Annotated in this window: 27 protein-coding genes and 1 riboswitch; of the genes, 21 read left to right on the forward strand and 6 right to left on the reverse strand. The window is 62.9% G+C overall.

Going from position 1 to position 25,602, the window contains the following annotated elements; translation table 11 throughout:
- The first annotated feature begins 10 nt into the window (after positions 1-10).
- From AC1RMF_RS02430 to AC1RMF_RS02445, 4 genes are all read left to right on the forward strand, one after another.
- The gene (locus AC1RMF_RS02430) at positions 11-1,189 is read left to right on the forward strand and encodes an acetyl-CoA C-acetyltransferase (protein ID WP_342617755.1); all 1,179 of its coding nucleotides are present in this window, start codon (positions 11-13) and stop codon (positions 1,187-1,189) included.
- A 41-nt stretch (positions 1,190-1,230) separates the two neighbouring features.
- Positions 1,231-1,968 (forward strand): acetoacetyl-CoA reductase, encoded by a 738-nt coding sequence (gene phbB / locus AC1RMF_RS02435; RefSeq protein WP_342617754.1) that lies wholly within the window; start codon positions 1,231-1,233, stop codon positions 1,966-1,968.
- A 99-nt stretch (positions 1,969-2,067) separates the two neighbouring features.
- A complete protein-coding gene (locus tag AC1RMF_RS02440; RefSeq protein WP_342617753.1) occupies positions 2,068-3,030 on the forward strand; it encodes a 1-phosphofructokinase family hexose kinase in 963 nt (320 codons plus the stop codon).
- A 140-nt stretch (positions 3,031-3,170) separates the two neighbouring features.
- Positions 3,171-4,439, forward strand: a complete 1,269-nt coding sequence (locus tag AC1RMF_RS02445; RefSeq protein WP_342617752.1) for a cyclic di-GMP phosphodiesterase — start codon at positions 3,171-3,173, stop codon at positions 4,437-4,439.
- 3 nt (positions 4,440-4,442) lie between these two features.
- On the opposite strand, the gene AC1RMF_RS02450 is transcribed toward AC1RMF_RS02445, so the two are convergent.
- The 3 genes from AC1RMF_RS02450 to AC1RMF_RS02460 all read right to left on the reverse strand — a co-directional run bounded on the left by AC1RMF_RS02450 (position 4,443) and on the right by AC1RMF_RS02460 (position 6,068).
- Entirely contained in the window at positions 4,443-5,258 is an 816-nt protein-coding gene (locus AC1RMF_RS02450; RefSeq protein ID WP_342617751.1) for a sulfite exporter TauE/SafE family protein, read from the reverse strand.
- Between the two features lie 256 nt (positions 5,259-5,514).
- A complete protein-coding gene (locus AC1RMF_RS02455) occupies positions 5,515-5,850 on the reverse strand; it encodes a cell division protein ZapA (protein WP_342617750.1) in 336 nt (111 codons plus the stop codon).
- Entirely contained in the window at positions 5,847-6,068 is a 222-nt protein-coding gene (locus AC1RMF_RS02460) for a DUF904 domain-containing protein (RefSeq protein ID WP_342617749.1), read from the reverse strand. The genes AC1RMF_RS02455 and AC1RMF_RS02460 overlap by 4 nt, the downstream gene beginning before the upstream one ends.
- A 57-nt stretch (positions 6,069-6,125) precedes the next feature.
- A riboswitch (cobalamin riboswitch) is annotated at positions 6,126-6,359 on the forward strand.
- Between the two features lie 71 nt (positions 6,360-6,430).
- Between AC1RMF_RS02460 and AC1RMF_RS02465 the strand changes: the two genes are divergently transcribed.
- The 15 genes from AC1RMF_RS02465 to AC1RMF_RS02535 are packed head-to-tail and all read left to right on the forward strand — an operon-like array spanning position 6,431 to position 21,399.
- Entirely contained in the window at positions 6,431-8,380 is a 1,950-nt protein-coding gene (locus AC1RMF_RS02465) for a TonB-dependent receptor (RefSeq protein ID WP_342617748.1), read from the forward strand.
- Positions 8,380-9,717: a cobyrinic acid a,c-diamide synthase CobB gene (locus AC1RMF_RS02470; RefSeq protein ID WP_493139240.1), complete on the forward strand. Its 1,338-nt coding sequence runs from the start codon at positions 8,380-8,382 to the stop codon at positions 9,715-9,717. Before AC1RMF_RS02465 ends, AC1RMF_RS02470 begins: the two co-directional genes overlap by 1 nt.
- On the forward strand, positions 9,714-10,565 hold the full coding sequence (locus AC1RMF_RS02475; RefSeq protein ID WP_493139242.1) for an ABC transporter substrate-binding protein: 852 nt from the start codon (positions 9,714-9,716) through the stop codon (positions 10,563-10,565). The genes AC1RMF_RS02470 and AC1RMF_RS02475 overlap by 4 nt, the downstream gene beginning before the upstream one ends.
- A complete protein-coding gene (gene cobU / locus AC1RMF_RS02480) occupies positions 10,562-11,179 on the forward strand; it encodes a bifunctional adenosylcobinamide kinase/adenosylcobinamide-phosphate guanylyltransferase (protein ID WP_493139244.1) in 618 nt (205 codons plus the stop codon). The genes AC1RMF_RS02475 and cobU overlap by 4 nt, the downstream gene beginning before the upstream one ends.
- The gene (locus AC1RMF_RS02485) at positions 11,167-12,075 is read left to right on the forward strand and encodes an ABC transporter substrate-binding protein (RefSeq protein WP_493139246.1); all 909 of its coding nucleotides are present in this window, start codon (positions 11,167-11,169) and stop codon (positions 12,073-12,075) included. The genes cobU and AC1RMF_RS02485 overlap by 13 nt, the downstream gene beginning before the upstream one ends.
- Before the next feature lie 23 nt (positions 12,076-12,098).
- The gene (locus tag AC1RMF_RS02490; protein WP_446738058.1) at positions 12,099-13,160 is read left to right on the forward strand and encodes a FecCD family ABC transporter permease; all 1,062 of its coding nucleotides are present in this window, start codon (positions 12,099-12,101) and stop codon (positions 13,158-13,160) included.
- Positions 13,157-13,981 (forward strand): ABC transporter ATP-binding protein, encoded by an 825-nt coding sequence (locus tag AC1RMF_RS02495; protein ID WP_493139248.1) that lies wholly within the window; start codon positions 13,157-13,159, stop codon positions 13,979-13,981. Before AC1RMF_RS02490 ends, AC1RMF_RS02495 begins: the two co-directional genes overlap by 4 nt.
- Positions 13,971-14,540 carry a cob(I)yrinic acid a,c-diamide adenosyltransferase gene (gene cobO / locus AC1RMF_RS02500; RefSeq protein WP_493139250.1) on the forward strand — a complete coding sequence of 190 codons (570 nt, stop codon included), beginning with the start codon at positions 13,971-13,973 and terminating at the stop codon, positions 14,538-14,540. The genes AC1RMF_RS02495 and cobO overlap by 11 nt, the downstream gene beginning before the upstream one ends.
- A 4-nt stretch (positions 14,541-14,544) precedes the next feature.
- Positions 14,545-15,264: a 5,6-dimethylbenzimidazole synthase gene (gene bluB, locus AC1RMF_RS02505; RefSeq protein ID WP_493139252.1), complete on the forward strand. Its 720-nt coding sequence runs from the start codon at positions 14,545-14,547 to the stop codon at positions 15,262-15,264.
- Positions 15,261-16,277 (forward strand): adenosylcobinamide-phosphate synthase CbiB, encoded by a 1,017-nt coding sequence (gene cbiB / locus AC1RMF_RS02510; protein ID WP_493139254.1) that lies wholly within the window; start codon positions 15,261-15,263, stop codon positions 16,275-16,277. The genes bluB and cbiB overlap by 4 nt, the downstream gene beginning before the upstream one ends.
- Positions 16,274-17,293, forward strand: a complete 1,020-nt coding sequence (locus AC1RMF_RS02515) for an aminotransferase class I/II-fold pyridoxal phosphate-dependent enzyme (protein WP_493139257.1) — start codon at positions 16,274-16,276, stop codon at positions 17,291-17,293. Before cbiB ends, AC1RMF_RS02515 begins: the two co-directional genes overlap by 4 nt.
- On the forward strand, positions 17,290-18,870 hold the full coding sequence (locus AC1RMF_RS02520) for a cobyric acid synthase (protein ID WP_493139259.1): 1,581 nt from the start codon (positions 17,290-17,292) through the stop codon (positions 18,868-18,870). The genes AC1RMF_RS02515 and AC1RMF_RS02520 overlap by 4 nt, the downstream gene beginning before the upstream one ends.
- A 42-nt stretch (positions 18,871-18,912) precedes the next feature.
- A complete protein-coding gene (cobT, locus tag AC1RMF_RS02525) occupies positions 18,913-19,998 on the forward strand; it encodes a nicotinate-nucleotide--dimethylbenzimidazole phosphoribosyltransferase (protein WP_493139261.1) in 1,086 nt (361 codons plus the stop codon).
- Positions 19,999-20,026: 28 nt separating this feature from the next.
- Complete coding sequence (locus tag AC1RMF_RS02530) at positions 20,027-20,851, forward strand: adenosylcobinamide-GDP ribazoletransferase (RefSeq protein ID WP_493139263.1); 825 nt, start codon at positions 20,027-20,029, stop codon at positions 20,849-20,851.
- Positions 20,848-21,399 (forward strand): histidine phosphatase family protein, encoded by a 552-nt coding sequence (locus AC1RMF_RS02535; RefSeq protein ID WP_493139265.1) that lies wholly within the window; start codon positions 20,848-20,850, stop codon positions 21,397-21,399. The genes AC1RMF_RS02530 and AC1RMF_RS02535 overlap by 4 nt, the downstream gene beginning before the upstream one ends.
- 33 nt (positions 21,400-21,432) lie before the next feature.
- Here the strand turns inward: AC1RMF_RS02535 and nth are convergent, their stop codons facing one another.
- Positions 21,433-22,074 carry an endonuclease III gene (gene nth / locus AC1RMF_RS02540; RefSeq protein WP_493139267.1) on the reverse strand — a complete coding sequence of 214 codons (642 nt, stop codon included), beginning with the start codon at positions 22,072-22,074 and terminating at the stop codon, positions 21,433-21,435.
- Between the two features lies 1 nt (position 22,075).
- On the reverse strand, positions 22,076-22,876 hold the full coding sequence (locus tag AC1RMF_RS02545; protein WP_493139269.1) for an HDOD domain-containing protein: 801 nt from the start codon (positions 22,874-22,876) through the stop codon (positions 22,076-22,078).
- Positions 22,877-22,944: 68 nt separating this feature from the next.
- On the opposite strand from AC1RMF_RS02545, the gene AC1RMF_RS02550 reads away from it, so the two are divergent.
- Both AC1RMF_RS02550 and AC1RMF_RS02555 read left to right on the forward strand, forming a co-directional pair.
- Positions 22,945-24,135 (forward strand): aminotransferase-like domain-containing protein, encoded by a 1,191-nt coding sequence (locus AC1RMF_RS02550; RefSeq protein WP_493139271.1) that lies wholly within the window; start codon positions 22,945-22,947, stop codon positions 24,133-24,135.
- Positions 24,136-24,219: 84 nt separating this feature from the next.
- Positions 24,220-24,864: a DsbA family oxidoreductase gene (locus AC1RMF_RS02555; protein WP_493139274.1), complete on the forward strand. Its 645-nt coding sequence runs from the start codon at positions 24,220-24,222 to the stop codon at positions 24,862-24,864.
- Here the strand turns inward: AC1RMF_RS02555 and serB are convergent.
- The gene (gene serB / locus AC1RMF_RS02560) at positions 24,861-25,586 is read right to left on the reverse strand and encodes a phosphoserine phosphatase SerB (RefSeq protein WP_493139276.1); all 726 of its coding nucleotides are present in this window, start codon (positions 25,584-25,586) and stop codon (positions 24,861-24,863) included. The two genes, AC1RMF_RS02555 and serB, sit on opposite strands and share 4 nt — an antisense overlap.
- Between the last annotated feature and the right edge of the window lie 16 nt (positions 25,587-25,602).

Consider the following 25,602-nt stretch of genomic DNA (forward strand, 5'->3'; position numbering starts at 1 on the left):
AGACTTAAAAATGGAAGACATCGTTATCGTTTCAGCTGCACGTACCGCAGTTGGCAAGTTTGGCGGCACGCTGGCCAAGTCGGCTGCGCCTGAGCTGGGAGCCGCCGTCATCAAGAGCCTGCTGGAGCGCACCAAATTGGGCGCAGACCAGATTGGCGAGGTCATCATGGGCCAGGTGCTGGCGGCCGGCCAGGGTCAGAATCCTGCGCGCCAGACCCTGATCAAGAGCGGTATCGCCAAGGAAACACCGGCGCTCACCATCAATGCAGTTTGCGGCTCGGGCCTCAAGGCCGTGATGCTGGCGGCGCAAGCCATTGCCTATGGCGACAGCGAAATCGTGATTGCCGGCGGTCAGGAAAACATGAGCGCCTCTCCCCACGTATTGCTGGGAAGCCGCGACGGCCAGCGTATGGGTGACTGGAAGATGATCGACTCCATGATCGTGGACGGCCTATGGGACGTTTACAACCAGTACCACATGGGCATTACTGCCGAGAACGTCGCCAAGGCCCACGGCATAACCCGGGACATGCAGGACGCATTGGCACTGGACAGCCAGCGAAAGGCTGCTGCAGCGCAGGATGCAGGCAAGTTCGCCGACGAGATCGTGCCGTTCAGCATTGCGCAAAAGAAGGGTGACCCCATAGTTTTCGCGGTTGACGAGTTCGTCAACCGCAAGACCAATGCCGACGCACTGGCTGGTTTGCGTCCCGCCTTCGACAAGACGGGCAGCGTTACTGCAGGCAATGCCTCCGGCATCAATGACGGAGCCGCGGCAGTGATGGTGATGACAGCCAAGAAGGCGGCCGCCTTGGGTCTCACACCCATGGGACGCATTGCCAGCTTTGCCACTAGCGGGCTCGACCCCGCCATGATGGGGATGGGCCCGGTTCCTGCTTCGCAAAAGGCGCTGGCCCGTGCCGGCTGGAAGGCCCAGGACCTGGACCTGCTGGAGATCAACGAAGCCTTTGCCGCACAGGCTTGTGCAGTCAATCAGCAAATGGGCTGGGACACCTCCAAGGTCAACGTGAACGGTGGCGCCATCGCCATCGGCCACCCCATTGGCGCATCCGGTTGCCGCATTCTGGTGACCCTGCTGCATGAGATGCAGCGCCGCAACGCCAAGAAGGGTATTGCCAGCTTGTGTATCGGTGGTGGTATGGGTGTGGCCCTGACCATCGAGCGTTAATTGTTAGTGCGTAGTCAATTCATATCAAAAAGGAGATAGCCATGAGTCAAAAAATCGCATACGTCACCGGAGGCATGGGTGGCATTGGTACCGCTATTTGCCAGCGTCTGTTCAAGGATGGCTTCAAGGTCATCGCAGGTTGCGGCCCCACACGTGACCACGCGAAGTGGATCGCCGAGCAGGCGGCTCTGGGCTACACCTTCTACGCCTCCGTGGGCAATGTGGGAGATTGGGACTCAACCGTGGAAGCCTTTACCAAGGCGCGAGCAGAGCATGGCACCATCGACGTGCTGGTGAACAACGCCGGTATCACCCGTGACCGCGTGTTCCTGAAAATGACACGCGAAGACTGGGATGCCGTGATCGACACCAACCTGAACTCCATGTTCAACGTCACCAAGCAAGTGGTGCCGGGCATGGTGGAAAAGGGCTGGGGCCGCATCATCCAGATTTCCTCAGTCAACGGTAACAAAGGCCAGGCCGGCCAGACCAACTACTCGGCTGCCAAGGCTGGCATGCACGGTTTCTCCATGGCTCTGGCCCAAGAAATGGCGACCAAGGGCGTTACCGTCAATACCGTGAGCCCAGGCTACATCGGTACCGACATGGTCAAGGCCATCCGCGAAGACGTGCTGGAAAAGATCGTTGCAACGGTTCCCGTGAAGCGTCTGGGCGAGCCGTCGGAAATTGCCTCCATCGTGGCCTGGCTTGCCAGTGATGAAGGTGGCTATGCCACTGGTGCTGACTTTTCCGTCAACGGTGGTCTGCACATGGGGTGATATCCCCTGTGGTGCCGCAGGCACCACAGACCGGCAAACCCTGCTGAGGCTTGACCTTCAGCAGGGTTTTTTCATGCGTGCTGTGCTAACCTTTTTGCCATGACCAACATACTGACGATCACCATGAATCCGGCGCTGGATGTGTCCACGGCCGTCGATGAAGTGCGGCACACCAGCAAGCTGCGTTGTGAGCCTATGCAACGCCGCGCAGGTGGCGGTGGCGTCAACGTGGCGCGTGAGTTGCACAAGCTCGGAGCTGGCGTGCTGGCCTTTTATACCGCTGGCCACAGCATGGGCCGGGTCATGTTGTCGCTGTTGCAGCATGAAGGTGTCTCCTGTCACCCCTTTGCCATCAGCGCCTCGTCTCGCGAAAGTTTTACGGTGCTCGAACACAGCACGGGGCACGAATACCGATTTGTCTTGCCTGGCCCAGAACTCACGACACAGGAGTGGGAGCAGGCATTGGTGGATATTGAAAAGCTGTGCAGCCCGCAGTCGTTGGTGGTGGCCAGCGGCAGTTTGCCCCCGGGTGTTCCAGTGGATTTCTATGCCCGCGTGTCGGAAGTGGTGCAACGCGCCCACGCTGCCTTGGTGGTGGATACCTCCGGCGAGCCCTTGCGAGCTGCACTGGCGCACGGCGTGTACATGGTCAAGCCCAGCCTGCATGAATTGCGGGACCTCTGCGACAAACCCTTGTCCCGTCTGTATGAAGTCCGGGATATGGCCAAGGATATGGTGCAGCACGGTGCTGCGCAGATCATGGTGGTTTCCATGGGGGAAATGGGCGCGCTGATGGTCACGCAGCAGGGGAATTGGTACGCGCCGCCGCTGCAAGTGGAAGTGCACAGCGCAGTCGGAGCGGGTGACAGCTTCGTCGCTGGAATGGTGTGGGGCCTGTCACAGCAGCAGAGCCCGGTGCAGGCATTTGCCAAGGGCGTGGCGTGTGCCACGGCGACGCTCATGAGCACAGCCAGCGGTCTGGGCGATGCTGCACAGGTCTTGCAGCTGCTTGAGCAGGTGCATTGCTTTGACCAGTTTCCAGATCAAGTGTTGCCTATTTGATAGACATTCTTAAAGCCTGCTGATTTAATTTGTAAAAGTGCGCTGCGAACACGTAGGGGGCACTTGGCCATAGTCATAATGGTTGCAAGGGGAATTTGCCGAACATTATTCCAAACGGCACCTTACGGATACTTGGGTTTATGAATACAGACGAATTCGACTTCGTTGCATTGGACGATTTGCGCGTCGGATTGTTTGTGGATCTCAATTTGGGATGGCTGGCCCATCCCTTTTCCAGCAGCCGTTTCAAGATTACCACCGAGCGTCAGATTGACACCCTGAAGTCGCTGGGTGTGGACCGTATCCGGTATGTTCCTGCCCGCAGTGACCCGATTGGAAGTGGGGAGCCCTCTCCCGCAGCATCGGCATTGAGCGCTTCCTTCCAGCCTCCCGCACCGGAAAAGACACAGGCTGCGACGGCCGCCACAAAGTCCGCGCTCAAGGCGGGCCAATGCGAGCGCCGCTTCACGGAAACCACTCAGCAATACCGGCAGGCGATGGAGTGGTTGCAGACCGACCCCAAGAACGCTGCACAACTTTGCCAAGACATGGTGCAATCACTGACGTCGGAAATGTTGACTCAGGGTGATGTGGCCATACGCCTTCTGACAGAGGCAGCGGGTGACAAGAGTGCCATGCACCCGGTCAATGTGGCGGTGATATCGCTGCTCCTGGGCAAAGCCCTGGGCGTACAAGGCACTGCGCTGGATGAACTGGGTCTGGCGGCCTTTTTGCACGATATGGGAAAAATCAAGTTGCCCGAGCGCGTGCGCCGCTGGGAGAGCAACTTCTCGTCCGGCGAGCTCAAGGTCTATCAGGACCACGTAGTTCAGGGCGTAGAACTGGCCCGCCATATGGGCTTGTCTGCCGGCACCGTCAGGGCCATTGCGCAGCACCATGAAATGGTGGATGGCAGCGGTTTTCCGCAGCACCTCAAGGGTGATGCGATGACGCTCAATGCGCGCATACTGGCGCTGGTCAACCGCTATGACGGCCTATGCAATCCGGGCAAGCTCAGTGCGGCCATGACGCCACACGAAGCGCTTTCCACCATCTTTTCCCAGCAGAAAACACGCTTCGACGCCAATGTGCTCAGTGCCTTCATCCGCATGATGGGGGTTTATCCACCCGGTTCGGTAGTGCAGCTCAATGACGAGCGCCATGCCATGGTGGTCTCGGTGAATTCGGCGCGGCCGCTCAAACCCCGCATCTTGGTGCATGAACCAACAGTCCCACGGCATCAGGCCGCGGTACTGGATCTCGAGCTGGCGCCCAACACCAGCATTCGCAGAAGCCTCAAGCCTTCGAGCTTGCCGGCCACAGCGCTGGACTATCTGCAGCCACGCCAACGCATCTGCTACTTTTACGAACCCGCACTCGACAGTGAGGCCGCAGCGCTCAATCCGTAGCGCTCAGCCGTGCAGGCCCTTCCACAGCATGTACGCTGCCAGCAGGTAGAGCACCAGCGCAAAGATGCGCTTGAGTTGTACCACGGGCAGGCGGTGTGCCAGCGCGGCGCCCAGGGGGGCCGTGAGCACGCTGCAACTGGCGATGACCGCCAGTGCGGGTAGCCAGATGTAACCCAGTGACCAGGGCGGCAGTCCGCTGACTCCCTGTCCACCCACTGCATATCCTGCTGCATTGGCTATTGCAATGGGGAAGCCCAGTGCCGCGCTGGTGGACACGGCGTTGATGATGGCGACGTTGTGGGCCACCATGAACGGCACGCTGATGAAGCCACCTCCGGCCCCCACCAACCCGGACACCAGACCGATGGTTGCCCCAGTTCCCAGCAGTCCTGCCATGCCTGGAATAGTCCGTCCGGGCTTGGGCTTCTTGTCCAGAAACATCTGGGTCGCCGAGAAACTGATGAAGGCCGCAAAGATGAGTGCCAGCGTCGTTCCCTTGAGCAAGGCAAAAATACCCAGGCTTCCCACGATGCCGCCCAGCACAATGCCCGGTGCCAGACCGCGCGCAATGTCCCAGCGCACCGAGCCACGCTGGTGATGCGCACGCATGCTGGAGAGCGAGGTGAAAACGATGGTGGACATGGAGGTGGCGATGGCCATCTTCACCGCCAGGTCGGCACTGATGCCGCGCGTGGACAGGATGATGGTGATGAAGGGAGCCAGCACCATGCCGCCGCCGATTCCCAGCAGCCCGGCCAGAAAGCCACCTGCGAGCCCCAGCATGGCCAGCTCGAAAATCAGTTGGGGTTCCAGCGTCATGCAAGGGGGTTGAATAAGGTGTCTGCGAATGCCACCGGACCGGCATCCTGAACCGGGGTTCAGGTGGGCGAGGTCAGCACAAACCTTGGGTTCATCTGACGCGAGATGATCACGCTGGAGTGGCAATGTTCCAAGCCCAGGCTCAATGAGCATTGGTTCAAGGAAATATAAAGCCCGGCGAGCTTCGCAGACCACTCCATTGTAGGCGCAGCTTTCAGCCGCGTGCCAGGCACCCTGCGATTGGCTGCAAAAAGATTCAGAGCAGCTGGCCGTCTTCGCTCAAGGCGTCGTCCAGGCGGGTCAGCAGGGACTGCAGCACGGCATTGTCTTCGGAAGCTGAGGCCGGTTGCGAGGGCGCAGCTGCCGCTTCTACGGCCACGGATTCCACAGCACCCTTGTCGGAAAGATCGAATGCCAGATTCAGTGCTGCCAGCACGGCAATGCGGTCACGCGCACGCACCTTGCCTGCATCTCGGATCTTGCACATGGCTTCGTCCACCCGCTGCACGGCTTCGCGCAGACGCTCTTCACCGCCTTCGGGACAGCCCAGCAAATAGCTTTGGCCCATGATCTGCACTTCCAGCTGGTTCATGGCGCATCCTTCTGTGCAGTGGATTCCGGCAATCGCTCCAGCAGCGCATCCACCCGCGCTCGGGCCGCGCTCAGACGGGACTTGAGGGAGTCTCGTTCCTGCGTGAGGAGTTCGAGCTGCCTGGCAAGCAGGGCGTTGGTGCGCTGCACCTCGGCATAGCGCAGCAGCAAACGTTCCACACGCTCGGCAATTTGGTCGACTTGAGACGGTTTCGACATGGGTGTCGCGTTGTTCACCATAGAAGTCGCATTGTAGGGTTTGGCGCGAGGGCCTCAGGCTAAAATGCTTTCGTTGGTGCTCGCGGTGTGGTTCACACGCCGCAGTTCAACGGGAAGCAGGAGGGCCGGACCTATTCAGGTCAGCCTAACCTGCGCTGCCCCCGCAACGGTAAGTGGACGCGTCCTCCGACGCAGCTTTCATCACAGCCACTGGACACTTGAACACGTGTCCGGGAAGGCGATGAGGGTCGTTCCATCAGCCCGGATACCGGCCAACCAGGTGGTTGCACGTTGGTGCGACCTTTTACGCCCATACGCCGTCGGGGAAGACAGCAAGGGTATTCAGTCGGGTTGTTTTCAATATGAAGTCTAGAGTTTTGGGTGCACGTGTCAGCGTGCTTGGTGTTGCCCTGTGTGCAGCGTATTCCATGGGCGCAGAGGCGCAATCCGTCAACCTTCTCAGGGAAGTGGTCGTCACTGCCAGCCGCTTTTCGGAATCGGTGGATGCACTTCCCTATGGAGTGAGCGTGATCACCGCCCAGGAAATCGAAGCATCCGGAGCCACCTCGGTGAGCGAGGCCATCATGAAGATTCTGGGCGTGCCCGGGCGTCTGGACACCAGCGGTGGCAACAATTACGCTGTTGATCTGCGTGGTTTCGGTCAGACGTCGGACAGCAACCAGGTTGTGATCTTGGATGGACGCAGACTCAACGAACAGGATCTGTCGGGAACCAATATGGGAATCATCCCGATTGAGTCCGTGCAAAGAATCGAGGTCATCCGGGGCAATGCGGCCGTGATGTACGGCGAAGGCGCAACCGGCGGCGCCATTCTGATCAGCACCAAGGCAGGCCAGGGCGTGGAGCGTCACAATGCGGCAGTGGTATCCGCATCCACGGGCAGCTATGGGTTGCAGGAACTTCGTACCAGCGCAACGGTGGCGGCTGGAGCCGTTTCGCTGGATGTAGCGGGCTCCGAGCGCAAATCCGACGGTCACCGGGACAATTTTGCGTCCACCAACAACAATCTGGACGCTACGGTGCAATGGTCCAACGACTGGTTGCGTGTGGGAGCCCAGGCTGCGCGCAACCTGTTGCACAGCGGATTGCCAGGATCACTCACGGCGGCCCAATATGACGCCGATCCGCACACTGCAAAGTCCATGGTGAACTATGGTCAGATCAAGAGCGAGGTCTATGGTGTGTTTGCAGAAGCCATCCTGGAGGACTGGAAGCTGGGGTTTGACTATGGCGAGCGCAACAAGAAGCAGGCCTACTACAGCCCGAGTTACTACTCCGATGCAAATGTGGACGCCATAAGTGCCAACCTGCGTGCGCGCAACGAACGCAAGGGTGAGACGTTTGCCAATGTCTTCACCGTGGGTGCGGACATGGGCGACTGGAAGTACGACGATCTCGCCCCATCCAAAGCCAGATCGCAGTCCAACGCCATCTACATTACCGACGATATAAGTTACCTGCCCTCGGGAACGCGGCTGAGCCTGGGCGTGCGCAATGAGACTGTCAAGAAGACACGCGACGGGGTTGCCACGGGCGTGGATGACTCGCAAACTGCCTGGGATGTGGGGCTCACGCAGGATCTGGGGCAGGGCGTTCACGTCTATGGCCGTACGGGCCAGAGCTTTCGCTTTGCCAACGTGGACGAGATCAATTTTGTGACTCCCGGCACTTCACTCAAGCCACAGACCTCCAAAGACGTGGAACTGGGTGCGCGTTGGCAATATGCCAAGGGCCGCGCGGAACTGCGTTGGTACCGCAGCGATCTGAACAACGAGATCGGCTACGACGGCACCGCCATCGGACCCAATTCCGTATTTGGCTACGACGGCGCCAATGTCAATTTTGATCCCACCCGCAGGGAAGGCGTCGAGTTTGAAGGCCGTCACGATATCAGCACATCCGTCGCACTGCGCGTGAATGCGGCAGCGCGCCAGGCCCGTTTTGTGTCCGGCCAGTACGCCGACAAGGACGTTGCCCTGGTGCCTGCACATACCGCCGGTCTGGGCCTGGACTGGAAGGTTGCGGCCGGCCATCTGTTGAACTTTGGTGTCAACTGGGTTTCGTCGCAAAGCCCCGACTTTGCCAACAAGTGCACCATGCCGTCGTACACCACGGTCGACGCGCGTTACTCCTACTCCATGAAGTCGGCTGAGTTTGCTTTGGGCGTCAGCAACCTGGGAGATACCAAGTACTACACCCAGGCCTATGGTTGTACCGCCGCTGGCGTGACGACTTCCATCTATCCGGAAGCAGGTCGTGCCGTCACTGCAACTGCGAAGCTGAAGTTTTGATGCCTTCTACCCGCTGCCCCGCCATCCTGGTTGCCGCCCCGGCCTCGGGCCAGGGCAAGACCACCATCACCTCGGCCCTGGCGCGTCTGCATGCGCGGCAGGGGCGGCGGGTACGGGTTTTCAAATGCGGGCCTGATTTTCTTGATCCCTACTGGCACACACTGGCCAGCGGGGCGCCGGTCTACCAGCTCGATTTGTGGATGACAGGTGAGGAGGATTGCCAGGCGCGGCTGACGGCGGCGGCACATGAGGCCGATCTGATCATCGTCGAAGGTGTCATGGGTCTGTACGACGGTGAGCCCAGTGCGGCCGATCTGGCGCAGCGCTTTGGTTTGCATGTGCTGGCCGTGGTGGATGCTTCCGCCATGGCAGGTACTTTTGGCGCACTGGCGTTTGGTCTGCAGCACTACCGCAAGGACTTGCCATGGGCAGGCGTACTGGCCAATCGCGTTGCCAGCACGGGCCACGCCTACATGCTGCGCAACGCCATTCCCGAGGCCCGCAACTGGCTGGGCGCGGTCATGCGCAATGCCGATATGACGCTGCCGGAGCGCCACCTGGGTCTCACGGTGGCCAGCGAAGTGCCTGATGCCATGGCCCGGCTGGATGCTGCGGCAGACGCGCTGCAGGACACGCCACTGGGGCAGATGAGCCTGCAGGACCTGCAGCGCTGGGATACCGAGTTCCCTCTGCTGCACGACGCCCGTGCAGTGCCCGCGTTGCTGGCGGGCAAGACCATTGCCATCGCGCGCGATGCAGCGTTCTGCTTTATCTACACAGCCAACCTGGATTGCCTGCAGTCCATGGGCGCAACGCTGCGCTTCTTCTCGCCATTGGCCAATGAAGCGGTGCCCGATTGCGACGCCGTGTGGCTGCCCGGTGGCTATCCGGAGTTGCACGCCGACCGCATCGCTGGAAGTGCGCAAACCCGCAGCAGCCTGGCCCAACACATCGCGGCGGCCAAACCGGTGTGGGCCGAATGCGGGGGCATGATGGCGCTGTTTGAGACGCTGGTGACCACGGATGGCCTCACCCACGCGCTATGGGGCCTGCTGCCTGGAGAAGTCACCATGCATGCGCGGTTGGCGGCCCTGGGCCCGCAGCAACTGGAGCTGCCCGGCGGCTTGCTACGCGGCCATACCTTTCACTATTCCACCACAGAGACCACGCTGCAGCCCGTGGCACGTACTGCACGCCCGCAAACCGAGCCATCGCCCCAGGCCGGAGAGGCGCTGTGGCAGCACGGTGCGGTGCGCGCCAGCTACTTCCATGCGTGGTTTCCTTCTTCACCGACGGCCGCGGCATCGCTGTTCCTTCCGACGGGGGTGGGCACATGAGCGCGACCCCGTTGGACTTTGCCCTGGGGCCACAGCGCATCGTCTGCCTGACCGAGGAGACTACCGAATGGCTGTACCTGCTGGGGCAGGAGCAGCGCATCGTGGGCATCTCCGGCTACACCGTGCGCCCACGCCGCGCGCGTGAGGAAAAACCCAAGGTCAGCGCTTTTCTGAGCGCCAAGATTGACAAGATTCTGGAGCTGAAGCCGGACTGCGTATTCGGCTTTTCGGACCTGCAGGCCGACATTGCATCGGCACTGGTACGCCAGGGTGTGCAGGTCACCATTTTCAACCAGCGCAGTGTGTCCGAAATCTTTTCCATGCTGTTCCAAGTGGCTGCCATGGTCGGTCAGTCCGAACAGGGGCTGCAGCGCGTCCACGCCATGCAAGCCGATCTGCAGGCCATGCGGCACACGGTGGCTGAGCGCCTGGCGCAGGGGGCGCGACGACCCAAAGTGTTCTTCGAGGAATGGGACACGCCGCACATCAGTGCCATCCGCTGGGTGTCGGAGCTGATCGGCATCGCCGGTGGCGACGACTGCTTTGCCGAACTGGCGTTGGAGCCACTGGGCAAGAACCGCATCATTGCCGATGGCGCTGAAATCGTGCGTTGCAGCCCGGACATCATCTTTGGCTCCTGGTGCGGCAAGAAGTTCCGGCCTGACAATGTGGCTGCGCGTGAGGGCTGGGCAGATGTCCCGGCTGTGCGCGGCCGACAATTGTTCGAGATCAAGTCGCCCGACATCTTGCAGCCCGGCCCGGCCGCACTGACGGATGGCGTGCAGAAAATCCACCGGCACATCCTGGCCTGGATGGATGCCGATTTGCAGGAGCGCATGCGCGGATGAGCGAAGGTATTGCACACAGTGAGCTGATTCTGGGCGGCCAGCGCAGTGGCAAGTCGCGCCGTGCCGAAATGCTGGCGCGCCAGTGGCTAGATGCCGATTCGGCGCATCAGGCCGTGCTGATTGCCACGGCGCAGCCCTGGGACGAAGAAATGCAGCTGCGTATTGCGCGCCACCAGGCCGACCGCGCGGCGCGCGTGCCCGGCATGCGCACCGTGGAGGAGCCTGTGAATCTGGCTGAGTTGCTGGCGCAACAGGCGCAGCCGCAAACGTTGGTCGTGGTGGATTGCCTCACCTTGTGGCTGACCAATCTGCGCATGCCACCCACGGTGAATGAAGCCGCTGTGGGCCATGGCGACGTGCAAGCGGACCACGATGCGCAGGCCGAAGAGCGCCACATCGCGAATCTGCTGGCGGCTATTGCACAAGCCAAAGGGCCGGTCGTACTGGTAGGTAATGAAATCGGGCTGGGCGTCATTCCCATGGGTGCGCAGGTGCGCTCCTTTGTCGATGCGCTGGGTCGGCTCAACCAGGAGGTGGCACGGGAATGCAAGCGCGTTACCCTGATGGCCGCGGGCCTGCCTTTGACTTTGAAAGACACTCCATGCGTTCCCTGATCCTCCGGTTGGCAAGCGGTCTGACTGTGCTGGTCACGGGTTGGATGCTGGCAGGTGCGGCACGCGCTACCGTGCAGGTCACGGATGACCGCGGTACTACCATTACGCTGGAGCGCAGCCCGCAGCGCATCGTCAGCCTGTTGCCAGCATTGACCGAAACCGTGTGCGCCCTGGGCCAATGCCAACGGCTGGTGGGCGTGGACCGGTATTCCAACTATCCCGAGAGCGTGACCAAATTGCCGCAAGTGGGCGGTGGCATGGATCCCAATATCGAGGCCATCGTGGCCTTGCGGCCCGACGTGGTGCTGGTCGCCTTGTCGTCACGCTCTGCCATGCGGCTGGCCGCGCTCGGTATTCCGGTGTTTGCCCTGGAGCCCAAGACCCATGCGGACGTGCAGCGCGTGATCGGCAAGCTGGGCCAGCTGCTGGGCGTAGGCGATGCGCAGAAGATCTGGCGCGAGATCGACGCCGGAGTGTCGGCGGCGGCGCAGTCCCTGCCGCCCCAGGTGCGGGGTACCCGCATCTACTTCGAGGTCAACAGCGGCCCCTATGGCGCGGGCGAGTCCTCGTTCATTGGTGAAATACTGACCCGGCTGGGTGTGAAGAACATCCTGCCGGCCAAGCTCGGCCCTTTCCCCAAGATCAACCCGGAGCTGGTGGTGCGCGAGAACCCCGACCTGATCATGGTCGGGCAGGCCAATCTGGAAGGCATGGAGCAGCGCCCCGGCTGGAACAATATCCGCGCCATCCGCGAGAAGCATGTGTGCGTGTTTCCGTCTGAAGAGTCGGACGTGCTGGTGCGCCCCGGTCCCCGCATGGCCGAGAGCGCGCGCATCCTGGCGCGTTGCTTGAGCGATAAGGCGCCTGCCGCAGCCAAGACCGAGGTGCGCAAGTGAAAGCCTCCTCCACCGGCTGGCTGATCGCACTGGCCGTGGTGGTGTGTGTAGCCATGGTGCTGCTGGGCCTGTGCATTGGCAGCGCCGGGTTTGAGAACACCGTAGGTACTTTGTGGGGTTCGCAGTCCGGTGAGGTGGAGCGTGCCATGGCTCACCAGATCGTCTGGGACATCCGCATGCCGCGCACCGTGGGGGCACTGGCAGCAGGTGCCTTGCTGGGCCTGGCCGGGGCGCTGGCGCAAGGCCTGTTTCGCAACCCGCTGGCTGATCCCTATCTGTTGGGCAGCGCATCCGGCGCCTCGCTGGGCGTGGCCCTGGCCCTGGCCAGCATGGGCGGCGCAGCGGGCATGGTGGGCGGCAGCATGATGAGTGACGGCGGTGGCGCCGTCAGCGTGTTTTCCAGCAGCATCTGGGTGCGCCTGGGCCTGACCGGTGCCGCATTTGGTGGCGCCGTGGCAGCGGTGTTGCTGACGCTGGCGCTGGCGCGCGGTGTGCAGCACACGCTGCGCTTGCTGCTGGCCGGTGTGATCGTGGGTGTGGTGCTGGGGGCGGTGACTTCGCTGGTGCTGCTGTTTTCGCCCGACTCCCTGCAAGCCATGCAGGCGTTTCTGCTGGGCTCCACCAGTTTCATTGGCTGGCCGTCCTGCTTTTTGATGACGGGGATTTGGGTGGTTTGTGTAGTCGCGGCCTGGGCCCTGGCGCGGGTACTGGATGGCCTGAGCCTGGGCGAGACGACTGCGCACACGCTGGGTTTGCCCATTGGCCCGTTGCGCGCTGCGCTGGTGGCAGTGCTGGCGTTGGCCACCGGCACTGCGGTGGCCCAGACCGGGCTGATTGCCTTTGTAGGTCTGGCCGCTCCACATCTGGTACGCGCCATGGTCAAGGTGCCGCATCGCCAGCTCATGCTGCTGGCCAGCGCCATGGGGGCGGTGCTGCTGGGAGGTGCCGACCTGTTGGCACGCTGGCTGATTGCCCCGCAAGAGCTGCCCGTGGGCGCATTGACCGCAGTGTTGGGCGGCGGCTATTTGCTGTGGCTGATGCACCGGGGCAGTGGCAGCCATGCGCTGGGAGGTCGTAGCGCATGAAGCAAACCGTTACCAGAGCACCCGCCATAGACACCGGCGTGGCACTGAGCGCCCATGGGCTCAACGCAAGCCTGGGTGGCCGGGCTGTGCTGCACGACATTGACCTGGACATTGCGCAAGGCCAATGGACCAGCATCCTGGGGCCCAACGGCGCGGGCAAGTCCACCTTGCTCAAGGCCTTGGCAGGCGTGTTGCCGCACCAGGGCACAGTGTCGCTGCTGGGCCGACCGATACAGCAGGTGCACCACCGTTTGCGTGCGCAGCAGCTTGCCTGGCTGGGGCAGAACGAATCCAGTGCCGATGACCTCACAGTGTGGGATGTGGTCATGCTGGGCCGCCTGCCGCACCAGGCCTGGCTGGCACCGCCCAGCGACGAAGACCGCGCGGCGGTGGAGCGCGCCCTGCGCTACACCCAGGCCTGGGACTGGCGCCATCGCGCCCTGGGCCAGCTCTCGGGCGGAGAGCGCCAGCGCGTGCTGTTGGCCCGGGCTCTGGGCGTGGAAGCCCAGGTGCTGCTCATGGATGAACCATTGGCCAATCTGGACCCGCCGCACCAGGCCGATTGGCTCTGCGTCGTGGAGGCTTTGCTGGCCCACGGCACGACGGTGGTGAGTGTGCTGCACGAGATCACCATTGCCCTGCATGCCAACCGGCTGGTGGTGATGCGCGATGGGCGTGTGACCCACCATGGCGCCACGGCCGACCCGGATACCCACCGCGCTCTGTGCGCGGCGTTTGACAACCGCATCGCCATCCATGCCTTGAACGGTCAATGGGTGTCCTTGCCCCAACTGATACGCCAGGACAGCCATGGAAATTGAAACCCCGCCCACCGAGAAACCCTATGAAAAGGCCGAGGGCGAACGCCGCGGCATCGTCATCGTCAACACCGGCGACGGCAAGGGCAAGAGCACCGCCGCCTTCGGTCTGGCGTTGCGTGCGCATGGCCGCGGCAAGCCCGTCAAGATTTTCCAGTTCATGAAAGTGCCCAGCGCACGCTTTGGCGAGCACCGCATGTTCGAGCAGCTCGGCATTCCCATCGAGGGCCTGGGTGACGGCTTCAGTTGGAAGAGCCAGGACCTGGAGCGCTCTGCGCAACTGGCGCGCGACGGTTGGGCCAAGGCGCGCGCGGCCATTCTGGGGGGCGACTACTTCATGGTGACGCTCGACGAAATCACCTATCCGTTGATCTATGGCTGGATGCCGCTGGACGACGTGCTGGAAACCCTGCGCAACCGCCCAGCCCATGTGCACGTGGTGCTGACCGGCCGCCGCTGCCCGCCTGAGATCGTGGCGCTGGCCGATACCGTGACCGAGATGACCCTGGTCAAGCACGCCTTCCAGGCCGGCATTCCCGCACAGCGCGGCATTGAAGACTGATGCCATGAGCACCGCCGCCGCTTCCAATGCCGTTGCCGCTGCGGACTTCTCTGCGGCAGAGCGCAGTGCGGTGTACCGCGCCATCTTTGAGCGGCGTGACATGCGGCACTTTGCTGGTGGCACAGTGGCGCCGGACGTCATGCGCCGATTACTCACTGCGGCACACCACGCGCCCAGCGTGGGCTTCATGCAGCCCTGGCGCTTTGTGCGCCTGTCGGACGCCGCTGTGCGCGAGCAGGTGCACGCATTGGTGGAGGCCGAGCGGCTGCACACCGCGCGGGCATTGGGCGAACGGGAAGAGGCCTTCATGCGCCTGAAGGTGGAAGGCATGCGCGACGCGGCCGAAGTCTGGGCCGTGGCCCTGGCCGACGGGCGCGATGCCCACGTATTCGGGCGGCGCACGCTGCCGCAGATGGATCTGGCCTCGGCCGCCTGTGCCATCCAGAACCTCTGGCTGGCTGCGCGGGCCGAAGGCCTGGGCGTGGGTTGGGTTTCCTTGTTCGACCCTGTGGCGTTGGCCCAATTGCTGGGCATGCCCGACGGTGCCGAGCCGATTGCCTTGCTGTGCATTGGCCCGGTGCATGCGTTTTACGAAGAGCCCATGCTGCAAAAGGAGCGTTGGGCCAAGCGCTGTGCATTGGATGACCTGCTCTTCGAGAACCGCTGGGGCACCGCGTTACAAACCCCGCCGCCGGCGGACGGCCCCGAGGATCCTGCGCCATGACTGGCCTGACATTGGTGACGGCTGTTCTGCTGGCCCTGGCGATTGACCACCGTTTGGGCGAGCCGCCGGTGCGCTGGCATCCGGTGGTCTGGATAGGCAATTACCTTTCGGCTGCTGGAACCTGGCTGCAGCGCCACGCGCAACAGGACCCGCAACGCAGGGATTACTGGGCTCTGCTCTTGGGTAGCGTAGTCTGGCTGGCGGGTGCGTTGGTGGTAAGCGCTCTTGCCAGGATGTTGCAAAGCGCGCTGCTGATGCTGCCATGGTGGGCCGCCGCACTGGGGTTGGGCGTGCTACTCAAGCCCTTGCTGGCCTGGGCCATGCTCAAGCGCGAAGTGCTGTCGGTTGAGAACGCGCTGGCGCAGTCACTGGCTACCGGACGGGAACGTTTGAGTTGGTTGGTCAGCCGCGATGTCACCGTGCTCAATGGCAGCCAGGTACGCGAGAGCGCCATCGAGACGCTGGCCGAGAATTTCAGCGACTCGGTGGTGGCGCCCCTGTTCTGGTTTGTGCTGCTGGGCTTGCCCGGTGCGGCCCTGTACCGCTTTGCCAATACCGCCGATGCCATGTGGGGCTACCCCGGCGTATACAAGGGCCGCAACTGGGCCTGGGCTGGCAAGTGGGCGGCACGGGCAGACGATGTGCTCAACTGGGTGCCCGCACGTATCACGGCGGGCCTGCTGTTGCTGGCCAGTGGCGTCAAAGGGCTGCGAGTAGCCGTGCAACTGCCGCAGGAGGCGGGCCGCACCGCATCGCCCAACAGTGGCTGGCCCATGGCGGCCATGGCACTGGTGCTGGGCGTGGGGCTGCACAAGCCCGGCGTCTATGGCCTGAATCCGCAAGGTCGCGCACCTGCCGCCGCCGATACCCATGCCGCGGTGCGCACCGGCAACCTGGCCTTGGTGCTGTTGCTGCTGAGCCTGATGGCCTTGGCGTTGGTCGGGTTGGCTTGGCACAGTGTTCTGGCCGGGCTGAGCGTGGGCGGCGTCGCTAGTGGAGGCATGCGAGCATGAACATACCGCCCCGTATGCATGGCGGTACCGACGGGCTGGGTGCTGCGCCGTTCGACTTTTCCACCAACAGCAATGGCTGCGGCCCTTGTCCGATGGCGTTGGAAGCGGTTCAGGCAGCAGACGCCAGCCGCTATCCGGACCCACATTACACGCAGCTGCGTCAGCGATTGGGGCGCTTCCATGGCGTTGAGTCCGAGCGCGTGGTGCTGGCGACCAGTGCCAGCGAATTCATTTTTCGGTTCACGGCCTGGATGAAGCAGGGTGGCACAACCGCTGTCTGGATTCCGGCCACGGCTTATGGCGACTACGCGCATGCCGCCAATGCTTGGGGCATGCATCGGTGCACGCATCCGCACGAGGCAGAACTGCTGTGGGCATGCGAGCCTTCCAGCCCGTTGGGTCAGGCGCACGCGCCGTGGCCCGCATGGCTGATCGAGGGGCATCAGGCCTCGCAGCATCTGGTGCTGGACTGTGCCTATGCGCCGCTGCGTCTGTCCGGATCACCCAGCCTGACAGAAACCCAGCGCGAGCAGGTCTGGCAGCTGTACTCCCCGAACAAAGCGCTTGCGCTGACCGGTGTGCGCGCCGCCTACGCCATTGCGCCGCTGCACGCACTGCAGGCTGTGTGCCAGCTCGATGCCCTGGCGCCGTCTTGGCCGGTGGGCGCGCACGGGGTGGCGATGCTACAGGCCTGGACGCAGGACGCCACCCAAGACTGGCTGCGCCAGAGTTTGGTCACCCTGCGTGCCTGGAAGGTTGCTCAGCTGCAGTTGCTGCAAGACCTGGGCTGGCAATGCCTGCCCAGCAATACCAATTTCTTTTGTGCCGTGCCGCCTGTTGGCACGGAGCTGAATGCGCTGCTGGACCAACTGCGCGCGCAGGGTATCAAGCTGCGCGACGCGGCCTCTCTGGGCTTGCCCGGCCACGTGCGCATCAGCGTGCAAGGGGCGGAGGCGCAGCGGGTCTTGGCCAATGCCCTTACTGCCCTACAACCCACCATGGAGGTCACGCAATGACCGCTCGTTGCATCATGGTGCTAGGTACCACCAGCGGCGCCGGCAAAAGCTGGCTGACCACGGCGCTGTGCCGTTACTACCAACGTCAAGGTCTGAAAGTCGCGCCCTTCAAGGCCCAGAACATGAGCAACAACGCAAGAGTTGTAGGCCCCCACGCTCCGCCGCTGCGCGGGTCGCTGCCCCCCGAGGGGGCCGCGTTTGGCCTTGGGGCGGCCCGGCGGCCAAACCAAGTTGCGCTTGAGAACATGGGTGGCGAGATTGGCAGTGCCCAGTACTTCCAGGCGTTGGCCGCACGAGCCGTGCCGGACGTGCGCATGAACCCCTTGCTGCTCAAGCCCGAGCATGACACCCACAGCCAGGTGGTGCTGATGGGGCAGGTGAACGAGGAGCTTTCGCGCATGCCTTGGCGCGGGCGCAGCGCCAGCGTGTGGCCGGTGATCGCCCAGGCGCTGGACGCGCTTTGCGCCGACAACGATGTGGTGGTGATCGAGGGTGCCGGTTCGCCCGCCGAGATCAATCTCTCCAGCAGCGACATCGTCAACATGCGGGTGGCGGTGCATACCAACGCCGCCTGTCTGCTGGTCACCGACATTGACCGTGGCGGCGCCTTCGCCCATCTGTACGGCACCTGGGCCCTGCTGCCCGAGAACGAACGCCATTTGATCAAGGGCTTTGTGCTCAACAAGTTCCGGGGCGACGTCGGCCTGCTGGCACCGGCACCGCAGATGCTACAGGACCTTACCGGAGTACCGACAGTGGCCACATTGCCCATGTGGTGGCAGCACGGCCTCCCGGAAGAGGATGGTGTGTTCGATGACCGCAGCATTGCCAGTGGCGCAGTGACCCGAACCGTAGCCGTCATCGCCTATCCCCGCATCAGCAACCTCGATGAGTTCCAGCCTCTCAAGAACGTGCCTGGCGTGCGCCTGCAGTGGGTGCGCAGTCCGTCCGAACTGGTGGGACTGCGTCCTGCGGACTGGATCATCCTGCCGGGTTCCAAGAACACCAGCGGCGACTTGGCCTGGCTGCGCGCGCACGGGCTGGATGCCGCCGTGGCCCACCATGCAGGGCAGGGCGGGGCGGTGCTGGGCATTTGTGGCGGCCTGCAGATGCTGGGCGAGTCGCTGATCGACCCGCACGGCATCGATGGCAATGCGCCCGGCCTGGGGCTGCTGCCGCTGGTGACCGTGTTCGAGGTCGACAAGACGGTTTGCCGTACCAACGCACGCTTTACAGATGCTCTGGCCGACGTGGAAGGGCCGTGGGCCTCGCTGGCCGGTGTGGAGGTGTCCGGTTACGAAATCCACCACGGGCAGACCCAACCCCACGCCGCCATGCGGGCCGCCGGCAATGTGGCAACCGAAGTGATGCCGGGTGGTCTGGCATGGCTGAACCCGCAGGGCAATGTGCTGGGCCTGTACCTGCACGGCCTGCTGGAGGACGCGGCCGCCTTGCAGGCCCTGTTTGGCAGCCACCTGGACAAGCCGGTGCCCACGCTGGACACGGTGTTCGACGGGCTGGCCGACTTCATCGAGAACAACTTTGCGCCCGGCGTGCTGCAATCCCTGCTGCGCTGAGCTTTCCCTTCTTTATTCACCTCTTTCACACCGGAGACCTTCATGCACAATCCCTTGCCCCAACTCAGCAACATCCAGAATGACGCGCTCACCCAGAGCCTGCAACACACGCTGGACAACAAGACCAAACCCCTGGGCTCGCTCGGACGTCTGGAAACTTTGGCCCTGAAGATCGGCCAGATCCTGGGCACCGAGCAACCCGTGCTGACCGCGCCGCAGATGGTGGTGTTCGCAGGTGACCACGGCCTGACCGCGCGCGGCGTGTCGGCCTTTCCCAGTGACGTGACGTGGCAGATGGTGGAGAACTTCCTGGCCGGTGGCGCTGCGGTCAGCGTGCTGTCCAAGCAGAATGGCATCGCGCTCACTGTGGTGGATTGCGGCGTTAAGCACGATTTCCTGGCGGGTCTGCCCGCGGGTGCTACGCGCCCTGGTCTGCAGGTACGCAAGGTGGCCGGTGCCGAATCCGGAACGGCTGACTCTTCCGCTGGCCCGGCCATGACGGCCGAGCAATGCACGGCGGCTCTGGAGCAGGGCATGGAACTGGTCAAAGGCTTGCCGGGTAATGCCTTGCTGCTGGGGGAGATGGGCATCGGCAATACCTCCGCCGCGTCGCTGATCCTCGCGCGCCTGGCTGGCCTGGATATCGAAGTCTGCACCGGTGCGGGTACCGGTCTGGACGCGCCCGCGGTGCAACGCAAGACGGCGGTGCTGCGCGAAGTGCTGCAAAAGCATGCCCACGCGAAGGCGCCGCTGGACGTGCTCGCAACCATGGGCGGCTTTGAAATCGCCACCATGGTGGGCGCGGTGATGCAAGCCGCCGCCGAGCGCCGCGTAATAGTGGTGGATGGTTTCATTGCCACCAGCGCGGTGGTAGTGGCCAACGCCTTGCAGCCACTGGTGCTGCAGCGCTGCGTGTTTGCGCACCGCTCGGGCGAGCGTGGCCACGAATTCATGCTGCAGCATTTGGGCGCCCACGCCTTGCTGGACCTGGGCCTGCGCCTGGGTGAGGGCTCCGGCGCTGCTTTGGCCTGGCCGCTGTTGCAGTCCGCCTGCACCATCCTGCGCGACATGGCCAGTTTTGCGTCGGCCGGTGTGTCGGAAAAGTCGGCCGATCCAGTGAAGGTCTGAAACACTTGCGCCCATCACCCGTTAGCCTATGAGCTTTCTGCGCAACTACCTGCTGGCCCTGCAGTTCTTCACCCGCATACCGGTGACCGGGCGGCTGGCTGCGTGGGTGGGTTACAGCCCGCAAATGCTGCGTGCCAGTGCCGCGCATTTTCCGGGCGTGGGCTGGTTGGTGGGCGTACTGGTGACGGTGCTGCAACTGGCATTGTTCATGGGGTTGCCGGTGGGGGGTTATTCGCCACTGGTGGTTGCCGCACTGGGTACCGCCTTTGGCATTCTGTTGACCGGCGCGTTCCACGAAGACGGTCTGGCCGATGTGGCCGACGGCTTGGGTGGTAGCTATCAGCGCGAGCGTTCGCTGGAGATCATGAAGGACTCGCGCGTGGGCGCTTTTGGCGCCATTGCCATCGCCATGGTGCTGCTGACCAAGGTTGCGCTGGTGGCCGAGCTGGCGTTCCTGGGGCCCGTTGTGCTCGCCGCAGTGCCGTTCCTGGCGCACGTGGTGTCGCGTACCTGGCCTTTGCTCACCATCCGGCTGTTGCCACACGTGGGCGATACGGCCCAATCCAAGTCCAAGCCGCTGGCCGAGCAAATCACCCGGCAAGCTTTGCAGGTAGCAACGGTATGGTGTGTGTTGGCTTTTGCGTTGGTGGCCGCAGTTTTGGGTCTGGGGCCGGTGATGCTACGCACCCTGGGCGGTGCATTGCTGGCAAGTGCCCTGGGTTTCGCCTGGATGCATAGGCTGTTTGCCCGCCGTCTGCAGGGTTTTACCGGTGATTGCCTGGGCGCCATCCAGCAGGTTTGCGAGCTGGCGTTTTACCTGGGCTTTCTGCTGGCCTGGGGGGCGCGCGCGTGAGCCTGTGGCTGGTGCGCCATGGCAAGCCCTTGGTGGCACCGGGCACCTGCTACGGCATGCTGGACCTGGACGCCGAACCCGCGGCAACGCACGCGGCGGCAGTGGCTTTGGCCGAGGTGGTGCCGCGCAATGCGGTGGTGCTGAGTTCGCCGCTCAGGCGCTGCCTGCAGCTGGCGCACAGCCTGAAGCAGCTCCGGTCGGACTTGCCTGCTGAGCAGGAGTCGCGCTTGCGTGAAATGGATTTCGGCGACTGGGAAGGCGTGGCCTGGGACACTATTCCCCGTGCCGCCGTGGATGCATGGACGGCAGACTTTGCATGCCACCGGTTCGGCGGAAAGGAGTCTGCCAACGAAGTGCTGGCGCGTGTTGCCGAGGTCTGGGATAGCTCTCTTGCATTGCAGGCAAGCCAGGGCCTCGATGTGGTGTGGATCACCCATGCCGGCGTGGCGCAGGCGGCCACGCTGATTGCACGCGGGATGCGTGCAGTTACGCGGTCCGAGGATTGGCCTTTGCTCGGGCTGCAATACGGTGCCTGGCTGAAGTTCTAGCGCAGGCAGGTTCGACGCATACCGTGGCCGGTTTCAGGTGGGCGCGGGCGTCTTGGGCTTGAAGTCGCACACGGCGCTCACTGCACATTGCCAGCAGAGCGGCTTGCGCGCCTGGCAGATGTAGCGGCCATGCAGGATCAGCCAGTGGTGGGCATCCACCAGATACGGTTTGGGGATGCGCTTGAGCAGTTTCTCTTCCACTTCCAGCGGCGTCTTGCCGGGTGCCAGGCCGGTGCGGTTGCCCAGGCGAAACAGGTGCGTGTCCACCGCCATGGTGGGCTCGCCAAAAGCCACGTTCAGTACCACATTGGCCGTCTTGCGACCCACACCCGGCAGGCTTTGCAGTTCCTCACGCGTGCGTGGCACCTCGCCATGGAACTGGTCCACCAGAATGCGGCAGGTCTGCATCAGGTGCTTGGCCTTGCTGCGGTACAGGCCGATGGTCTTGATGTAGCCCTCCAGCCCGTCCTGCCCCAGGTCCAGAATTTTCTGCGGCGTGTTGGCCACCGCAAACAACTTGCGCGTGGCCTTGTTCACGCCCACGTCGGTGGCCTGGGCCGACAGCAGGACGGCGGTCAGCAGCTCGAAGACGGAGGCAAATTCCAGCTCCGTTTGTGGGTGCGGATTGGCAGCCTGGAGCGTGGCGAAAAAGGTTTCAATGGCAGCAGGGTTCATATCAGCTGACGTTAACAAACTTTTCCCGATCCGGAAAACTTGCGCGCATCCAGCGGATGTCCAGCTCCAGCGCTGCGATCACATCCCATGGCAGTGTTTCTATGGAATCCGGGCTGGCGTCCTGGGTTTCGGTCAGCAGCCCCGCCAGATGAATCACCGCCCCTAGTCGAGAGAAGCCGTCTTCCGCCATAGGGTCTGCCGCATGTCTGAGACCCTGCACGATTTGGGGCGGAAAGTTCCAGTGTGCGGCCATTTCGGCGGTGATTTGCCCTTCGGTAAAGCCCAGCAGGTGTTGTTCGCGCTGCCAGCGCACACCCGGTATCACCGGCAGCGCTTCGATCGCTTGCAGGATATCGGGCTCTGCCTGCGCAATCAGCAACTGCCCCAGTCGCAGCATCATGCCGGTGAGCCAGCCGGTGGGCGCCGGAATGCCCGCAGGTGGCGCAAGCCACTGCGCATAGCCTGCGCAGTGCATGGCCGACGTCCAGAAGCGGTGGCGATCCAGTCCTGCAAACTCATGGATGGACGAGCTCAGACTGGCACCGATGGCCAGGCTGCCCACCCGCTCCAAGCCAACCAGCGTGACCGCGTCCTCCAGCAGGCCGACGCTGCGTGGCAGGCCAAACTGGCTGCTGTTGGCCAGTTTGAGAAGCCGCGCAGCGATGGCCGGTTCTTTCGAAATCACCGTACAGATATCGTCCATGGTCGCGCGCTCGTTGCTTAGCATGCTTATCAGGTCGACGGTGACCGGTGACAGTACGGGCAGCCGTACACCTGCAAAAAAAGATTCGAGATCTGCCACGGCGGTTCCTGGAGTTTTCAAAGGACAATCTTAGGGTATTTACCCCAAAAACCATCTGTAGAGACGCTATGCAATTCGCTGAAAGACTGAACAACGTAGAGACTTCCGCTATCCGTGAGCTGTTCAAACTGTTGGGAAAGCCGGGAATCATCAGTTTTGCTGGAGGGTTTCCGGACAGCACCATGTTCGACGTGGAAGGCATTCGCGAAGCCACCAACCTGGCCCTCACCGAAGAGCCCGGCCCCGCCTTGCAATACGGCGCGACTGAGGGCTACCAGCCGCTGCGTGAGCAGCTTGCCACTTTCATGCAGAGCAAAGGCGCACAGGACGTGGCATCCGAGCAGTTGATCGTCACCACTGGCAGCCAGCAGGCGCTGGATCTGCTGGGCAAGACCATGATCAGCCCCGGCGACAAGGTGATTGTGGAAGGCCCCACCTTCCTGGCCACCATCCAGTGTTTCCGCCTGTACGGCGCACAACTCATCAGTGCCCCGGTGGACGGCAACGGCGTGCAGACCGACACGCTGGAGCAGCTCATTGCCGAGCACCGGCCCAAGCTGGTGTACCTGATTCCCACCTTTGGCAACCCCAGCGGCGCCATGCTCAGCCTGGAGCGCCGCAAGCGCGTGCTGGAGCTGGCCGTGAAGTACCAGACCCTGATCGTGGAAGACGACCCCTACGGTGACCTGTACTTTGGTGAGGCGCCGCCGCCCAGCATGCTGGCGCTCAGCGGCCAAGTACCGGGCAGCCGTGAGCTACTGGCGCACTGCGGATCGCTCAGCAAGGTGCTCAGCCCCGGTCTGCGTGTGGGCTGGCTGATTGCGCCGCCCGAGCTCTTGGCCAAGGCCACCATGTGCAAACAGTTCAGCGATGCGGCCACCAGCACCTTTGCCCAGGCGACGGCGGCGCAGTACCTCAAGGCCGGGCGCATGCCGGGCACGCTGGCCCATGTGCGTAAGGTGTATGCCGAGCGGGCACTGGCCATGGGCAACGCTTTGCGCAAGGATCTGGGCGAAGCTATCACCTTCGTGCAGCCGCAGGGCGGTCTGTTCGTGTGGGCCCGGCTGACCGGCGCCAATGGCAAGATCAGTGATGGCAATGCGTTTGCCAAGCGCGCCATCGACAAGGGTGTGGCCTTTGTGCCCGGTGCCCCGTTCTACGCGGCCAATCCCGATCTGGCCACGCTGCGACTGAGCTTTGCCACGGCGGACGTGGCGCGCATCGAAGAAGGCGTGGCGCGGCTGGCGCAAGCGCTGTAATTTGGTGTTGTTCCTTGGCGCTACACCCGTAACGGGTTGCTTGGCATACCGCAAGGTTTTTTCAAATCGGGTCCAATCGAGGCTATGAAAAAGCAAATCAAGATCGACTTTGTGTCCGACGTATCCTGCCCCTGGTGCGCCATTGGCCTGCAGTCCCTGCAGACTGCGCTCAAGGAACTCGATGGTGAGCTGGATGCCAGCCTGACGTTTCAGCCTTTTGAGCTCAACCCGCAGATGGTCCCAGAGGGTGAAGACATCCTGGAACACCTGAGCAACAAATACGGCTCCACGCCCGAGCAGATGGCTGCCGCCCAGGAGAACATCCGCGCACGTGGTGAGGCACTGGGATTCACTTTCAACATGGGCAAGCGCAGCCGCATCTACAACACCTTCAACGCTCACCGCTTGCTGCACTGGGCCGAGCTGGAAGGCAAACAGGTTGAGCTGAAGAATGCGCTGTTCAAGGCCTATTTCACCGAGGGTGAGAACCCCAGCGACAACGCCTTGCTGGTGCGTGTGGCAGCTTCCGTTGGTCTGGACGCCACCCGGGCACAGGCCATCCTGGACAGTGACGAGTTCGCCGACGAGGTGCGGGAGCAGGAGCAGTTCTACCAGCAGAGCGGCATCCACTCGGTGCCAGCCATCATCCTCAACGACCGGCATCTGATTTCCGGCGGCCAGCCGCCGGAGGTGTTTGCGAAGGCCCTGCGCCAGATCGCGGAGATCTAACGCAATACTGTCAGCAGGCGGTCCAGGCCGCCGCTGTTGATGGCCACATTGGCTTTCTCTCTCACGGCAGGTTTGGCGTGATATGCCACTGACAGGCCGGCCACGTCCATCATGGGCAGGTCGTTGGCGCCATCCCCCATGGCAATGATCTGGTGCGGCTCCACCCCGATCAGCGTTGCCACTTCCAGCACGGTACGACGTTTTTCATTGCCGTCGCAGATATCGCCCCAAGGTTGGTCGACCATGCGTCCGGTGAGCACGCCGCAGCTGGGGCCGCTTTCCACTTCCAGCACATTGGAGCGGGCAAAGTCGATGCCCAGCCGCTCACGGATGCGGTCGGTGAAAAAGGTAAATCCGCCGGACACCAGCAGCACCTTGAGGCCCGCAGCCTTGCACGCCGCCACCAGTTCGGCGGCACCGGGATTGAGCTGCAGGCGCCGTGTGTACACCTCTTCCATGCGGGCCACCGTCACACCCTTGAGCAGGGCCACGCGCTTGCGCAGGCTTTCCTTGTAGTCGGCAATCTCACCGCGCATGGCGGCCTCGGTGATGGCGGCCACCTCGGCCTTGCGACCGGCGGCATCGGCGATTTCGTCCACGCACTCGATGTTGATGAGGGTGGAGTCCATGTCAAAGGCGATGAGCTTGAAGTCCTGCAGGCGCAATGGGGGAGTGATGCCCTGGATGACCAGGCCGGGTTCGATTTCGGTAGGGGATGTCATGGTTCTGTTGGGGTGC

It is taken from the genome of Rhodoferax sp. GW822-FHT04A08, assembly GCF_058801025.1.

Coding starts and splice junctions, on each gene's coding strand:
- AC1RMF_RS02430 (WP_342617755.1), top strand. CDS start 11: ATGGAAGACATCGTTATCGTTTCAGCTGCACGTACCGCAGTTGGCAAG.
- AC1RMF_RS02530 (WP_493139263.1), top strand. CDS start 20,027: ATGAGCTTTCTGCGCAACTACCTGCTGGCCCTGCAGTTCTTCACCCGC.
- AC1RMF_RS02495 (WP_493139248.1), top strand. CDS start 13,157: ATGAAGCAAACCGTTACCAGAGCACCCGCCATAGACACCGGCGTGGCA.
- AC1RMF_RS02520 (WP_493139259.1), top strand. CDS start 17,290: ATGACCGCTCGTTGCATCATGGTGCTAGGTACCACCAGCGGCGCCGGC.
- AC1RMF_RS02460 (WP_342617749.1), bottom strand. CDS start 6,068: ATGTCGAAACCGTCTCAAGTCGACCAAATTGCCGAGCGTGTGGAACGT.
- bluB (WP_493139252.1), top strand. CDS start 14,545: ATGAGCACCGCCGCCGCTTCCAATGCCGTTGCCGCTGCGGACTTCTCT.
- cobU (WP_493139244.1), top strand. CDS start 10,562: ATGAGCGAAGGTATTGCACACAGTGAGCTGATTCTGGGCGGCCAGCGC.
- AC1RMF_RS02470 (WP_493139240.1), top strand. CDS start 8,380: ATGCCTTCTACCCGCTGCCCCGCCATCCTGGTTGCCGCCCCGGCCTCG.
- AC1RMF_RS02455 (WP_342617750.1), bottom strand. CDS start 5,850: ATGAACCAGCTGGAAGTGCAGATCATGGGCCAAAGCTATTTGCTGGGC.
- AC1RMF_RS02465 (WP_342617748.1), top strand. CDS start 6,431: ATGAAGTCTAGAGTTTTGGGTGCACGTGTCAGCGTGCTTGGTGTTGCC.
- nth (WP_493139267.1), bottom strand. CDS start 22,074: ATGAACCCTGCTGCCATTGAAACCTTTTTCGCCACGCTCCAGGCTGCC.
- AC1RMF_RS02515 (WP_493139257.1), top strand. CDS start 16,274: ATGAACATACCGCCCCGTATGCATGGCGGTACCGACGGGCTGGGTGCT.
- AC1RMF_RS02550 (WP_493139271.1), top strand. CDS start 22,945: ATGCAATTCGCTGAAAGACTGAACAACGTAGAGACTTCCGCTATCCGT.
- phbB (WP_342617754.1), top strand. CDS start 1,231: ATGAGTCAAAAAATCGCATACGTCACCGGAGGCATGGGTGGCATTGGT.
- AC1RMF_RS02555 (WP_493139274.1), top strand. CDS start 24,220: ATGAAAAAGCAAATCAAGATCGACTTTGTGTCCGACGTATCCTGCCCC.
- AC1RMF_RS02475 (WP_493139242.1), top strand. CDS start 9,714: ATGAGCGCGACCCCGTTGGACTTTGCCCTGGGGCCACAGCGCATCGTC.
- AC1RMF_RS02450 (WP_342617751.1), bottom strand. CDS start 5,258: ATGACGCTGGAACCCCAACTGATTTTCGAGCTGGCCATGCTGGGGCTC.
- AC1RMF_RS02445 (WP_342617752.1), top strand. CDS start 3,171: ATGAATACAGACGAATTCGACTTCGTTGCATTGGACGATTTGCGCGTC.
- serB (WP_493139276.1), bottom strand. CDS start 25,586: ATGACATCCCCTACCGAAATCGAACCCGGCCTGGTCATCCAGGGCATC.
- cobO (WP_493139250.1), top strand. CDS start 13,971: ATGGAAATTGAAACCCCGCCCACCGAGAAACCCTATGAAAAGGCCGAG.
- AC1RMF_RS02440 (WP_342617753.1), top strand. CDS start 2,068: ATGACCAACATACTGACGATCACCATGAATCCGGCGCTGGATGTGTCC.
- cobT (WP_493139261.1), top strand. CDS start 18,913: ATGCACAATCCCTTGCCCCAACTCAGCAACATCCAGAATGACGCGCTC.
- cbiB (WP_493139254.1), top strand. CDS start 15,261: ATGACTGGCCTGACATTGGTGACGGCTGTTCTGCTGGCCCTGGCGATT.
- AC1RMF_RS02485 (WP_493139246.1), top strand. CDS start 11,167: ATGCGTTCCCTGATCCTCCGGTTGGCAAGCGGTCTGACTGTGCTGGTC.